14 protein-coding genes are annotated in these 13,027 nt (G+C 69.5%); 9 read left to right on the top strand and 5 right to left on the bottom strand.

The genetic code is table 11. From position 1 onward, the window contains the following. Positions 1 to 59 precede the first annotated feature (59 nt). A complete protein-coding gene (locus tag ACLKOY_RS04805; RefSeq protein ID WP_436452659.1) occupies positions 60 to 1,127 on the bottom strand; it encodes an NADH:flavin oxidoreductase/NADH oxidase in 1,068 nt (355 codons plus the stop codon). A gap of 56 nt (positions 1,128 to 1,183) precedes the next feature. On the opposite strand from ACLKOY_RS04805, the gene ACLKOY_RS04800 reads away from it, so the two are divergent. The 5 genes from ACLKOY_RS04800 to ACLKOY_RS04780 are packed head-to-tail and all read left to right on the top strand — an operon-like array spanning position 1,184 to position 5,459. After that, positions 1,184 to 2,020: an NAD(P)H-hydrate dehydratase gene (locus tag ACLKOY_RS04800; RefSeq protein ID WP_436452658.1), complete on the top strand. Its 837-nt coding sequence runs from the start codon at positions 1,184 to 1,186 to the stop codon at positions 2,018 to 2,020. Continuing rightward, positions 2,017 to 3,255 (top strand): hypothetical protein, encoded by a 1,239-nt coding sequence (locus tag ACLKOY_RS04795; protein WP_436452657.1) that lies wholly within the window; start codon positions 2,017 to 2,019, stop codon positions 3,253 to 3,255. Before ACLKOY_RS04800 ends, ACLKOY_RS04795 begins: the two co-directional genes overlap by 4 nt. A 4-nt stretch (positions 3,256 to 3,259) precedes the next feature. Next, positions 3,260 to 3,592, top strand: coding sequence for a thiamine-binding protein (locus ACLKOY_RS04790; protein WP_436452656.1), 333 nt, complete (start codon positions 3,260 to 3,262; stop codon positions 3,590 to 3,592). A 9-nt stretch (positions 3,593 to 3,601) separates the two neighbouring features. Next, positions 3,602 to 4,822: an MFS transporter gene (locus ACLKOY_RS04785; RefSeq protein ID WP_436452655.1), complete on the top strand. Its 1,221-nt coding sequence runs from the start codon at positions 3,602 to 3,604 to the stop codon at positions 4,820 to 4,822. A gap of 28 nt (positions 4,823 to 4,850) precedes the next feature. Continuing rightward, positions 4,851 to 5,459, top strand: coding sequence for an NUDIX hydrolase (locus ACLKOY_RS04780; protein WP_436452654.1), 609 nt, complete (start codon positions 4,851 to 4,853; stop codon positions 5,457 to 5,459). Here the strand turns inward: ACLKOY_RS04780 and metX are convergent. The 4 genes from metX to ACLKOY_RS04760 all read right to left on the bottom strand — a co-directional run bounded on the left by metX (position 5,456) and on the right by ACLKOY_RS04760 (position 9,866). Beyond that, positions 5,456 to 6,664: a homoserine O-acetyltransferase MetX gene (gene metX, locus ACLKOY_RS04775; protein WP_436452653.1), complete on the bottom strand. Its 1,209-nt coding sequence runs from the start codon at positions 6,662 to 6,664 to the stop codon at positions 5,456 to 5,458. The two genes, ACLKOY_RS04780 and metX, sit on opposite strands and share 4 nt — an antisense overlap. 86 nt (positions 6,665 to 6,750) lie before the next feature. After that, entirely contained in the window at positions 6,751 to 7,713 is a 963-nt protein-coding gene (locus ACLKOY_RS04770; protein WP_436452652.1) for an endonuclease/exonuclease/phosphatase family protein, read from the bottom strand. A 97-nt stretch (positions 7,714 to 7,810) separates the two neighbouring features. Beyond that, positions 7,811 to 9,133 (bottom strand): bifunctional o-acetylhomoserine/o-acetylserine sulfhydrylase, encoded by a 1,323-nt coding sequence (locus tag ACLKOY_RS04765; protein WP_140036745.1) that lies wholly within the window; start codon positions 9,131 to 9,133, stop codon positions 7,811 to 7,813. Positions 9,134 to 9,275: 142 nt separating this feature from the next. Beyond that, complete coding sequence (locus tag ACLKOY_RS04760) at positions 9,276 to 9,866, bottom strand: TetR/AcrR family transcriptional regulator (RefSeq protein WP_436452651.1); 591 nt, start codon at positions 9,864 to 9,866, stop codon at positions 9,276 to 9,278. A gap of 33 nt (positions 9,867 to 9,899) precedes the next feature. Here ACLKOY_RS04760 and ACLKOY_RS04755 point away from each other — a divergent pair, with 33 nt between their 5' ends. Genes ACLKOY_RS04755 through ACLKOY_RS04740 form a run of 4 tightly spaced genes read left to right on the top strand, consistent with a single transcriptional unit; the run spans position 9,900 to position 13,019 of the window. Continuing rightward, positions 9,900 to 10,874, top strand: coding sequence for a DMT family transporter (locus ACLKOY_RS04755; RefSeq protein WP_436452650.1), 975 nt, complete (start codon positions 9,900 to 9,902; stop codon positions 10,872 to 10,874). Positions 10,875 to 10,900: 26 nt separating this feature from the next. Further along, positions 10,901 to 11,683, top strand: coding sequence for an SDR family oxidoreductase (locus ACLKOY_RS04750; protein WP_436452649.1), 783 nt, complete (start codon positions 10,901 to 10,903; stop codon positions 11,681 to 11,683). A 3-nt stretch (positions 11,684 to 11,686) separates the two neighbouring features. Beyond that, on the top strand, positions 11,687 to 12,397 hold the full coding sequence (locus ACLKOY_RS04745) for a uracil-DNA glycosylase (RefSeq protein ID WP_436452648.1): 711 nt from the start codon (positions 11,687 to 11,689) through the stop codon (positions 12,395 to 12,397). Positions 12,398 to 12,401: 4 nt separating this feature from the next. Next, positions 12,402 to 13,019 carry an N-acetyltransferase family protein gene (locus ACLKOY_RS04740; protein ID WP_436452647.1) on the top strand — a complete coding sequence of 206 codons (618 nt, stop codon included), beginning with the start codon at positions 12,402 to 12,404 and terminating at the stop codon, positions 13,017 to 13,019. The last annotated feature ends 8 nt before the right edge of the window (positions 13,020 to 13,027 follow it).

The following is a 13,027-nucleotide window of genomic DNA, read 5'->3' as shown; positions in this document are numbered from 1 at the left end:
CGTTCACGAAGAAGCCCCCGAGTCCGTGCGGACCCGGGGGCTTCTCTGCGGGGTGCGTGTCAGCGCCAGCGCGCCCGCTCGTACTGGGGCGGCCAGCTGATCTCGGCCCCGAGGTCGTGCGCGGCCCGGAGCGCGAAGTGCGGATCGCGCAGCCATTCCCGGCCCGCGAAGATCGCATCCGCCGCACCATCGGCGAGCACTCGCTCCGCCTGCTCGGCGGCGGTGATCAGCCCGACCGCCGTCACCGGGATGCGTCCGCCCTGTCGCACGGTCTCGGCGAGCGGCACCTGATAGCCGGGGAAGACGCTGATCTGCTGATGGGCCACGAGCCCTCCGCTGGAGACGTCGATGAGGTCGGCCCCGTGCTCGGTCGCCCAGGCGCTCACGGTCGCCGCCTCGTCGGGGGTGAAACCGCCCTCGGCGTGATCGGTCGCCGAGATGCGCACGAACACCGGCACACCGTCTCCGGCGACCTCGCGGATCACATCCACCACCCGGAGGAGCAGCCGAGCGCGGTTCTCGAGCGACCCGCCGTACTCGTCGTCTCGCAGATTCGAGAGCGGAGAGAGGAACTGGTGCAGCAGGTACCCGTGCGCGCCATGGACCTCGAGCACGTCGAAGCCGGCGTCGAGGGCACGGCGGGTCGCCGTCGCGAACCCCTCGACCACGGCGTCGATGCCGTCCCGATCGAGTGCCGCAGGGTCGGCGAAGCCCTCGAACGGGATGGCGGAGGGCGCCGTGGTCGTCCATCCGCCCTGCGACTCGGGCACCGACCCGCGCTTGTCGGCCCAGGGCCACCACGTCGACGCCTTGCGGCCGGCGTGCGCGAGCTGGATGCCGGCAGCGGCGCCGCGCGCATGGATCGCCTCGACGACCGGCACCCACGCGTCGCGCTGCTCGTCGTTCCAGAGCCCGGCATCCCGAGGCGAGATGCGGCCCTCCGGCACGACGGCTGTCGCCTCGGCCACGACCAGACCGGCGCCGCCGGAGGCGAACTGGGCGAGGTGGGTGTGGTGCCATTCCTGCACGACGCCGTCGACTGCGCTGTACATGCACATGGGAGACACCCAGAGCCGGTTGCGGAACGTGACGGATCGGATGCTCAGCGGGGAGAAGAGAATGCTCACCCCTCGACGCTACCGGCCGGGTGGGGCGGTGCGGGCCATCGCACTAACGTGGAGTCATGCCCGACGCACGCGACTGGTCCCGCGACGACACCGCACGCTTCCTGCGCGTGCCCGGAGCCGACGATGACAAGTACTCTCGCGGTGTCGTCGGCCTGCGTACCGGATCATCCGCCTACCCGGGTGCCGCAGTGCTCGGCGTCGAGGCGGCGTGGCGCGCCGGCGCCGGGTTCGTGCATTACGTCGGAGACGGCCGAGCCGCAGACGCCGTGATCGCCCGGCGCCCGGAGACCGTGGTCAGTCCGCGCGCGGCCGGCGTGCGCGTCGGCGCCTGGGTGATCGGATCAGGGACGGATGCCGCGAGCAGGAGCCCCGAGGCGGAGCGCGAGCTGCGCGACCTGCTCGACGGGGTCGTACCTGTGATCGTCGATGCGGGAGCACTCGACCTGGCGCGGGGGAGTCGTGCGCCGCGGGTGCTGACGCCGCATGGCCGTGAGTTCGAGCGCCTGCAGGATCAGCTCGGACACGACGCCGTCGATGATCGCATCAGCGCGGTCGCCCGGGTCGCGGATGCCGTCGGCGCCGTCGTGCTGCTCAAGGGCGCGCAGACGCTGATCGCGGATCCGGATGGACTCGTCATCCGTGTGGAGGCGGGCACCGGCTGGCTCGCGACGGCGGGCACCGGCGATGTCCTCGGCGGGGTGCTCGGTGCGCTGATCGCCGCGAACACCGACGCGCCGCTGGCCGAGGTCGCGGCGGCAGCCGCCTGGTTGCACGGTCGTGCCGGGGTCCTCGCCGCCGGCTCGGGCGCGGACGGCGGCGCGACGGGGCATCCGATCGTGGCCCTCGATGTCGCGGAGGCTCTGCCTCGCGTATTCTCGGACGTCGTCGCGTGAGTCGCACCTCCTCGATGCGGCTCGTCGCGCTGTGGGGCGCCTTCGGACTCGTGCACCTCGTCACGGCGGTCGCGGGCTGGCTGTATCCGAGCCAGCCGATGGGCGACGTGGTGCTGGTGTACGAGCCCTGGTCGTCGGCGGCGCTCTCGGGTGGGCCGATCGTCGGAGTCACCGAGACGTGGGTCTACCCGCAGCTCGCGCTTGTGCCCATGCTCTTCGCGAAGATCCTGTCGACACCGCTCATCGCGGCGATGGGAGCCTCCGGGGCTTATCTGATCGCGTGGGCGGTGCTCGTCACGGTGCTCGATGCGATCGCCTTCGCCGTGCTCGTCGGGCGTGCGCCGTCGCAGCCACGGCGGATGGCCGCATGGTTCTGGATCATCGCCCTGCTTCTGCTGGGACCGATCGCGATGTACCGCATCGACGCGATCACGGTGCCGCTCGCGGTGGTCGGCGGACTCTGGCTGATGCGCCGTCCCGCTGCCGCCGCCGCGCTGCTGGCGGTCGGCGCCTGGATCAAGATCTGGCCGGGCGCGCTGCTGCTCGCAGCTGTGGTGGCTGCCCGGAGCCGGATGCGGGTTTTGCTCAGCGCCGCGGCCGTATCGGCTGCCGTCCTCATCGTGCTGGTCGCCGTAGGGGCCGATACCGAGATCTTCGGATTCCTGACCGAGCAGACCGGACGCGGTCTGCAGATCGAGGCCGTCGCTGCGACCCCGTTCCTGTGGCTCGCGATCGCCGGGGCCGCCCGCATCGATTACAGCTTCGACATCCTGACCTTCCAGATCAGCGCCCAGGGCGCGGATGCCGTCAGCGCTCTGCTCACACCGCTGATGTCGGTCGTCGTGGTGGTGATCACCGTGATCGGCGGGTTCAAGGCGTCACGCGGCGCGTCCTTCGCCCGGCTGTTCCCTCCACTCGCGCTGAGTCTCGTGACGACCCTGATCGTCCTGAACAAGGTGGGCTCTCCGCAGTTCCATACGTGGCTGATCGCTCCGGTCATCCTCTGGTTCGTCCTCGACCGCACGCGAGCCGCAGCCCCCGCGGTGCTCGTGATCGCGCTGTGCGCTCTCACGTGCCTGATCTATCCGCTCAGCTACGACGCGCTGCTGCGCGCAGAGACGCTGCCCATCGCAATCCTGACGTTGCGCAATATCGGGCTCGTCGTGCTCCTCGCCGTCGGCATCCGCGCCCTCGTCCGCGTGCCCGCCCATCGTCCGTCCGCCACCAGGGAGTGAACCCATGCTGATCGCCTTCTCCGTCGCACCGAGCGGCGTCCCCTCCGACGGAGCCGAGCGCTCCGACGCCTCGGTCCATGACGCGGTCGCCGCCGCAGTCCGCGTTGTGCGAGAGTCGGGCCTGCCACACCGGACGACCAGCATGTTCACCGAGATCGAGGGCCCGGACTGGGACTCGGTGATGGATGTCGTCAAGCGCGCCACCGAAGCCGTGATGCCCTTCGGGTCGCGGGTGTCACTCGTGCTCAAGGCCGACATCCGCCCCGGCTACACGGGGGAGCTCGACGCGAAGATCGAGCGGCTCGAAGCGGCGATCGACGACGCGTACACCCCGTAGACTCGACGGGTGAATCCCTCGACTGAATCGAGGGGTGCGGCGAAGTGGGCGCTCCTCTCCCTCGCCATCGGCAGTTTCGGCATCGGCATGACCGAGTTCGTCGTGATGGGCCTGCTGCCCAACATCGCCGACGAGCTGCTGCCCACGCTGTGGGCCAGCAGCCCTGAAGACGCGCTGAGTCAAGCCGGGTGGCTGATCTCGCTCTACGCGCTCGGCGTGGTCGTCGGCGCTCCGACGATCGCCGGCTTCGTGGCCCGCTACCCTCGCCACCGGGTCATGATCGGACTGGCGCTGGCACTGACCGTGTTCAACGCGCTCACGGTGTTCCTGCCGACCTTCGAACTCGTGGGCGCATCGCGCTTCCTCGCAGGTCTGCCCCACGGCGCCTACTTCGGCATCGGCGCCCTGGTCGCGGCGGAGGTCATGGGGCCGGGCAACCGCGCCAAGGGCGTGGCCTTCATCCTCACCGGGTTGACCGTCGCGAACGTGGTCGGGGTGCCGCTGGGAACCTTCCTCGGTCAACTCTGGGGATGGCGGGCGGCTTTCGCGGTCGTGACTCTCGTCTTCGCCGTGGCGACCGTGTGCATCGCGTTGTTCGTGCCGAAGCACCCCGGCTCGCCCGGGCGGACCATGCGCGAGGAGCTCGGCGTGTTCCGCATTCCTCAGGTCTGGTTCACCCTGGGCATCGGAGCGATCGGATTCGGCGGCTTCTTCGCGGTCTACAGCTACATCGCCCCGCTGGTCACCGAAGTGGCTGGCTCACCCGAGTGGGCGGTGCCGATCGTGCTCGTGCTCATGGGGCTCGGGATGACAGCGGGCAACCTCGTCGGCGGACATCTCGCCGACATCGACCTGCGACGCACCCTGCTCTTCGGACTCGCGGCGATGGCCGTGGTGTTCGCTCTCCTCGCCGTGCTCGCATTCTGGATCGTCACGCTCGCGCTGCTCGTGTTCGTGGTCGGCTTCGTGTCTTCGGTGCTCAGCCCGACGATACAGACCCGGCTGATGGATGTCGCCGGAGACAACCAGTCGATCGCCGCAGCCATGAACCACTCTGCGCTCAACATCGGCAACAGCCTCGGAGCTTTCCTCGGCGGAGTGGTGATCGCCGCCGGCTGGGGCTTCGTCGCACCGTCATGGACCGGGGCGGCGCTCGCGGTCGCCGGCCTCGTGATCGCCCTGCTGTCGTATCGCTCGGAGGCGCGCAGACCGGCGCTCGCCGCGGTGTGAGCGGTAGTCCGCCTCGTAGAGTGGGGCCGTGACCGACATCGACGATCTGCCCGTCGCCGGGACAGCCGTGCTGCTGCGCGCCACGGTCGACGGCTTCGCCGTGCTGCTGATGCGCCGGCCGGATCGCGGATCTTTCGCGGGGGCCTGGGTGTTCCCCGGCGGCAAGGTGGAGCCGTCCGACCGCCGAGAGGGGGCGGATGAGAGCGAGGATGCGCGCCGCGCGGCGGTTCGCGAGACGGCGGAGGAGGTCGGTCTGATCATCAGCGATCCCGTGCTGCTGTCGCGCTGGCAGCCCCCGGCTGAGGCGCCCATCCGCATTCGGACCTGGTTCTTCCTCGCCTCGGCGCCCGATGACGAACCTCGGTTCTCGGTCGACGAGGTCGTCGACGCGATGTGGCTGAGCCCGGCAGAGGCCCTGTCGAGGCACGCGACGGGGGAGTGGACGCTCTTCCCGCCGACCTGGGTCACACTGCATCAGCTGAGTCGCTTCGCATCCGTCGATGCTGCTCTCGCCTCCGCCGGGGTGGCGCAGCACTTCTCTACCCGTGTGGTCGATTCGCCTCAGGGCAGGGACTTCGAGTGGGACGGTGTGCGGCTGCGCACGGGATCACTGCCCTGGACGTTCGACGAGATCTAACTCGCGAGCAGCCGTCGCAGGTTGCTGCCGACAGCCTCGGTCTCGATGAGGAAGCCATCGTGACCGAAGTCGCTGTTCAGCACCACCGCGTCGGTGCCGTCGAGGGTGTTCGGGATGCTTCGGGCGATGCGGTGCTGGCCGTCGACGGGGAAGAGCCTGTCGCTGTCGATCCCCAGCACGAGCGTCGTGGCGGTCACGGCGCGCAGCGCCTCTTCGACGCCACCGCGGTCACGGCCGACGTCATGAGAGTTCATGGCCTCGACGAGGGTGATGTAGCTGTTCGCATCGAAACGGCGGGTGAACTTGTTGCCGTGGAAATCGAGGTACGACTCGACCGCGAAGCGACCACCGTGACCGAGAGGCGACACCCCCGACTGCCACGAACGCTGGAATCGCTGGTTGAGCTCGATCGGGCTGCGGTAGTTCAACAGTGCCATGCGCCGGGCGAGGGCCAGGCCGCGGTGCGGGCCGTCGCCGTCGGCGAGGTCGTAGTACTCGCCGCCCTGGAACCGCGGGTCCATGCGGATGGTCTCGAGCTGCACCGTGTTCAGGGCGATCTGATCGGCTGTCGTGACCGGCGGCGACGAGAGCACCGCGAGGCGGGCGACGCGTTCAGGGTGCGTGACGGCCCATTCGAGCGCGTGCATCCCGCCCATGGACCCGCCGACCACGGCTGCCCAGGTGTCGATCCCGAGGGAATCGGCGAGGCGGACCTGTGCCGCCACCTGGTCGCGGATGGTCAGATAGGGGAAGCGGGAAGCCCACTCGTATCCGGAGGGCGCGATGCTGGCAGGTCCCGTGGAGCCCTGGCACCCGCCGAGCATGTTCGGCGCGATCACGAACCAGCGGTCGGTGTCGAGCGGCGCTCCAGGCCCAGTGACGTCCTCCCACCAGCCCGCGGTCGGATGCCCGGCTCCGGCGCCGCCCCGCACGTGGCTGTCGCCGGTGAGCGCGTGGAGCACGAGGATCGCGTTGTCGCGGGCGTCGTTCAACTCGCCCCACGTCTCGAATGCGAGACGGATGCCGGGAAGCTCGGCGCCGCTCTCGGTCGGAAAGGCGCCGAACGAGGCGAAGCTGCGTCCGCCCGCCGGGTCTCCGTCGCGCCAGGCGCCGGTCGCGGGCGGTCGTGCGCGAAGCAGACGCACGTCGGCCTCCGTCACGGGCGCCGAGGGCACCGTGTCTTCAGAGGTCGTCTGCCAGTCCATGCTCCCATTCTCGCCTGGTACCGCGACCCGTCGGACGCACGTTACGTACCCGGGTGTCGCCCAGGAGGATCGGCCGGCGCTCGGTGTCAGAGAGCGAGAGTCGTCACGGTCGCCAGGTGGTCGCTGCTGCCGGCTCGCATCGTCGTGGAGCCGAGCACCTCCAGGCCGCGCACGAAGACGTGATCGATCCTGGCGAGCGGCGGGCCCGCGGGCCAGGTGAACCCGAGGGTGCCGTCGGTCGGTCTGACCCAGTCGAGTTGCGATCGGACGGCACCGAGCGCCGGGTCGGCAGAGGCTGCGTTGAAGTCGCCGACGACGACGATGGACTCGGCGGTGTCGGCAGCGACGGCATCGGCGATACCCGACAGCATCGCATCCCGGTCGTCCTGCACGCCCGGTCGCACGGATGCCGCGTGCATGACGTACACGGCGACGTCGGCATCCGGCGCGTTCAGCACCACGCGCAGCGCGCGCTTCCAGTCGAGCCCGAGCGACAGTGCCTGAGCATCGGCGATGGGGAAGCGGCTCCAGACGGCGACCGTGCCGATCGCGTAGGAGTGCGGGTAGTCAGCCGCGAGCGTGTCCCGTGCGGCGGCGAGGCTGTCGGCGTCGAGCTCCGTCAGCGCGATCACGTCGGCACCGGAGGCGGCGAGGTCGGCCGCGGATTCGGCTGCGCCGCCGGAGTGCGCGCGCACGTTCTGGCTGACGATCTCGACGGTCGACGTCTGCTCGGCGGCACCCGATGCGAAGCCGGGAACGGAGGGTGCGATCGCGAGCACCCAGACGAGGATGGGCGCGAGCAGCACCAGGACGACACGGCGGGCTCGGGTCAGTGCGATCACCGACAGGACTCCGAGGACGAGGCCGCACCACGGAAGGAGAGCGGCGGCCGCGGTGCCCACGAATCCGGGGATCCAGACGCCCACGACCATGGCCAGCACCACGAGCCCTGTGACGGCGATGATGCGCCCCGCGCGCACGTGCGAGCGTCGGCGGGTCGGCGAACTCGTCGTGGCGGTGATTGTGACCTCCTCGGGCAGGCTTCTCATTCTCGACCGAGCTGTCTGTGCACCTGCCGTACGCGCCCCGAAACGAGCAGGTGCCCCGAGCCGAAGCCCGGGGCACCTGCTGCATCCGATGGACGGGTCAGGCGCGAGCGGCCTCCGACACGCGGCGCGCCGCGGCGAGTGCCTCATCGAGGTCGGCCTTGAGGTCGTCGATGTTCTCGATGCCGACCGACAGGCGCACGAGACCGGGAGTGACGCCGGCGGTGAGCTGCTGCTCGGGCGTGAGCTGTGCGTGCGTGGTCGATGCCGGGTGGATCACGAGCGAGCGCACGTCGCCGATGTTCGCGAGGTGACTGAAGAGCGACAGGCTGTTCACGAACTCGCGACCGGCCTCGACGCCGCCCTTGAGTTCGAACGACAGCACCGCGCCGACACCCTTGGGAGCGTACTGGTTCGCCTTGGCGTACCAGGGGGAGGAGGGCAGGCCCGAGTAGTTGACCGACGCGACATCCTCGCGGCCGTCGAGCCACTCGGCGATCTCCTGAGCGTTCTGCACGTGGCGCTCGATGCGCAGCGACAGGGTCTCGATGCCCTGGATGAGGTTCCAGGCGCTCTGCGGTGCGATGGCTGAGCCGAGGTCGCGGAGCAGCTGCACGCGAGCCTTGATGATGTAGGCGAGCGGGTCGCCGACCGCAGCCGTGTAGCTGGCGCCGTGGTACGAGGGGTCGGGCTCGGTGAGCCCGGGGAACTTCTCGACGTTCTTCGACCACTCGAAGGTGCCGCCGTCGATGATCGCGCCGCCGATGGTGGTGCCGTGGCCGCCGAGGAACTTGGTCACGGAGTGCACGACGATGTCGGCGCCGTGCTCGAACGGGCGGATCAGATACGGGGTGGCGATCGTGTTGTCCACGATCAGCGGCACGCCGCCTTCGTGCGCCACGTCTGCCACGGTGCGGATGTCGAGGATGTTGATCTGCGGGTTGCCGATGGTCTCCGCGAAGAACAGCTTGGTGTTCGGGCGGACGGCGCGGCGCCATTCCTCGGGGTCGTCCTGGTTCTCGACGAACGTGACCTCGATGCCGAGCTTTGCGAGCGTGTACTTGAACAGGTTGTAGGTGCCGCCGTAGATCGAGCTCGACGACACGATGTGATCGCCGGCCTCCGCGATGTTGAGGACCGCGAACGTCGATGCGGCCTGACCGCTGGCGAGCACGAGGGCGCCGGTGCCCCCTTCGAGTGCCGCGAGGCGCTGCTCCAGGACGTCCTGGGTCGGGTTCTGGATGCGGGTGTAGATGTTGCCGAACTCGGCCAGCGCGAACAGGTTCGCCGCGTGGTCGGCGCTGTCGAACACATACGACGTGGTCTGGTAGATCGGCGTTGCGCGGGCCTTGGTCACCGGGTCGGGAGCAGCTCCGGAGTGGATCTGCTTCGTCTCGAAACGCCAGGTCTCGGGTGCGGACATGTGTTCCCCCTGGAACTGTTGGAAGGTCGGTTCGACTGATGTCGTTGATGCGACAGTACGGAACATCGACGGCTGTCAACAGCGGGTGGGAAATGTGACGTAATGAACCCGGACCGAATCCGCAGGTCGAGGATCGGGGATATCAGCCCTGTGTCAGCAGTCGCGCCGCCCACGTGCGAGCGATCGCGAACGGCTCGGCGAACGTCGTCATCCCGACCGTCACGATCGCGCCCTCGTACAGCAGCATCATCGCCTGCGCCACCGCGCGAGGATCGGGGACACCCGCCTCGGCGCAGAGCTCCTCGAACACCTCGAGCAGCCAGGTCTTCTGGCGGGAGACCTCGGGGAACACCGGGTGCTCGTCGTTGCCCTCGCCGATCTCCGCCCGCGCGTTGATCGCGCTGCATCCCTTCGGGCTGTTCTCGTCGGACCAGGAGATCGCCGCATCGAAGATCGCGAGCACGCGATCAGGGCCGGGTTCGGGCACGCGGGAGAGATGTGCGGCGACATGCTCCCGCCAGCGAGCGTCGCGGTGCTGGAGGTAGGAGACGACGAGCGCCTCCTTCGAGCCGAAGCGGTCGTAGAGAGTCTTCTTCGTGACGCCGGCCGCCTCGGCGATCGTGTCGACGCCGACCGCGTGGATGCCGCGTTCGTAGAAGAGCCGCGACGCGGCGTCGAGGACGCGCCGCCCTCCGGGGGTGAGCGGTGCGAGCTCGGGAACGGACTGCGTCATGCGATCGACTATACCAGTCTGTATAGTCGGAGCATGAGTAAACAGATCGGTCTACTTCGCTCGGTGGTGACGGTGGTCGCCGCCGTCGCGTTCATCGTCACCTGGAGTTCGGGATTCATCATTCCTGCTTACGCCACGGTGGACGTGTCGCCGCTGACGCTCCTCGTATGGCGGTTCGTGCCTCTGGCGGTCGTCCTCCTGGCCGTCCTCCGGCTCACGGGTGGGGCGAAGGGGGTGAGCGCCCGCGATCTGCGCACACAGGCCACGATCGGGCTCTTCGCGCAGTTCGGATACTGTTTCGCGGTCTACGGCGCCGTCGCGGCTGGCATAGCGACAGGGACGGTCGCCCTCATCGACGCGGTGCAGCCACTCGTCGTGGCTGTGCTCGTCGGCCCGGTGCTCGGTCTGCGGGTGCGAGGTGCGCAATGGGCTGGGCTCGTGATCGGAGCGGTCGGCGTGCTTCTCGTGGTGCGTTCACAGTTCGGTTCGTCAGAGGCGACACCGACGGCGTATCTGCTGCCGGCCGTCGCGATGGTCTGCCTCATCATCGGCACCCTGCTGCAGCGCAGGTCTGCGGTGACGAGCGGCGTGCTCCTCACTCTGACCATCCATGTGTCGGTGACCGCGGTGCTGCTCCTGGTGATCGCGGCCGTGACCGGAACCCTGGTCCCGCCGGCATCCGCCTCGTTCTGGCTCGCCGTCGTGCTCACCGCCGTGTTCCCGACCCTCGCCGCCTACGGTCTGTACTGGTGGCTGTTGCGGCGAGTGGGCATCACCGCGTTGCAGGCTCTGCTCTTCCTGATCGCCCCCGCGACGTCACTCGCCGGCAGCATCCTGCTGGGAGAGCCGATCACCATCGTCACCGTCGCAGGGTTCGTCCTGTGCGGAATCGGCGTCGCAGTGGTGCTCACCAGCGAGGCGAGGGCGCAGGGGACGTCAGCGAGGTCGCAGGAGACGTCAGCGAGGTCGGCCGGAAAGTGCGACGTGGCGGCGCACGACGCGAGATAGTCGCCGGAACATCGTACGGTGGAGGAATGGTCAACAGGCGTGCAGTCGTGACGGGTGCGAGTTCGGGTATCGGAGAGGCCACGGTGCGCGCGCTGCGCGCGCGAGGCTGGGGCGTGGTCGGAGTCGCACGACGTGCGGCGCGGTTGGCGGCGCTCTCGGCGGAGACGGGTGCCTCGACGATCGCATGCGATCTGACGGACCCGGCCGCCGTCGCCGCGCTCATCGCCGAGCTCGAGGCGACCGGCCCGGTGCACGCTCTCGTGCAGGTCGCCGGCGGCGCACGAGGCACGGACCGCGTCGAGAACGCATCGGTCGACGACTGGCAGTGGATGTACGACGCGAATGTGCTCTCGAGCCAGCGCCTGGTCGCCGGGCTCCTGCCCCTGCTGCGCAGGGCCGCCGCAGCGGATGGCCACGCCGACACCGTCTTCGTGACGTCCACTGCTGCGCAGGTCGCCTATGCCGGTGGCGGCGGCTACAACGCCGCGAAGGCCGCTCAGGCGATGCTGGTGCACGCCCTCCGCCTCGAGCTGAACGGAGAGCCGATCCGCGTCTCCGAGGTCGCTCCGGGCATGGTGCACACCGAGGAATTCACCCTCAACCGTCTCGGCGGAGACGCGGTCGCCGCGGAGGCCGTGTACTCGGGCGTCGAAGCGCCCCTGCGGGCCGAGGACGTCGCCGACGTGATCGCCTACGCGCTGGACGCCCCCGCGCACGTGAACCTCGATCTCATCACGATGCGGCCCGTCGCCCAGTCGGCGAACCACCTCCTCGCCCGCGGACCGCTGCGGGTGCGAGCGATCGACTGAGCGATGACTGCGCGCACTCTCGCCGAGCTCGCCGGCGACGGGCTGATCGACCCCGACTGGGCTGACGCCCTCGCTCCGGCGCAGCAGACGATCACCGCCCTCGGTGAGCGGCTGCGTGAGGAGCAGGCTGCGGGGCGGGGCTACCTTCCCGCGGGGGAGCATGTGCTGCGCGCGTTCGAGCGCCCGATGTCCGAGGTGAAGGTGCTCATCACGGGTCAGGACCCCTATCCGACTCCCGGGCATCCGATCGGCCTGTCCTTCGCGGTCGACCGAGACGTGCGCCCGCTGCCGCGCAGTCTCGGCAACATCTACGCCGAGCTCGAAAGCGATCTCGGCATCCCACCGGCGCCGCACGGAGACCTGACCGCGTGGAGCGACCAGGGTGTGCTGCTGCTGAACCGCGTGCTGACTGTCCGCCCCGGTGAGGCGGGATCCCATCGCCGCTGGGGGTGGGAGCAGGTCACCGAGCTCGCGATCCGTGCCCTCGTCGCCCGCGACCGGCCGCTCGTCGCGATCCTCTGGGGAAAAGACGCCGCGAACCTCCAGCCGTTGCTGGGAGAGACGCCGGTCATAGCCTCGGCGCATCCGTCGCCGCTGTCCGCTCGGCGGGGATTCTTCGGCTCCCGCCCGTTCTCGCGGGCGAACGAGATGCTCGCAGGACTCGGTGCGAGCCCGGTCGACTGGCGCATCGGCGGCGAGCCCCCTCTAAGCTGATCGCATGCAGTTCGAGCCCGGTGATCGCCGCCGTGTGCTGCCGCGCCATCTGCGCCCGCAGTCCGAACCCGACGTGTTCTCGTACTCGATCCGCCCGGCACGGTCTGGCGATCTGCCGTACGTGCGCGAGATCTACAACCACTTCGTCAGCAACTCGGTCGTCACGCTCGACGAGCGACGCAGCAGCATCCCCTACTGGCGGGAGAAGTTCGCGCTGCTGAGCAAGCTCGGCCTGCCCTTCCTTGTGGCTGTCTCGCCGGCAGGGGTCGTGATCGGCTATGCGCTGGCCCAGCCGTGGGCGGGGAAGAACGCCTATCGCTACACCGTCGAGGACTCGATCTACCTCGGGCCGGGGGCCGGCGGCAAAGGCCTCGGAGCCGCACTGCTGCAGGCGCTGATCGACGCATGCGAGCAGCTCGGGATCCGCGAGATGGTGGCCGTGATCAGCGACACCAAAGCAGACGCGTCGATTCGCCTGCATGCCAAGCTCGGATTCGTCGAAGCCGGGCGCATGGGGCGCGTCGGTCACAAGTTCGGCCGCGACCTCGGCACCGTCTACATGCGACGTGCCCTGCGCCCGAGCCGCCGGCGGAAGTTCTTCAGCCTGAGCTCCGGGCGCTGAGAGCCGCG

It is taken from the genome of Microbacterium sp. K2 (assembly GCF_051365005.1).
Lineage (GTDB): Bacteria > Actinomycetota > Actinomycetes > Actinomycetales > Microbacteriaceae > Microbacterium > Microbacterium foliorum_B.
Note: the sequence above shows the minus strand (reverse complement) of the source record. Positions and strands in the feature narration are given on the sequence as shown.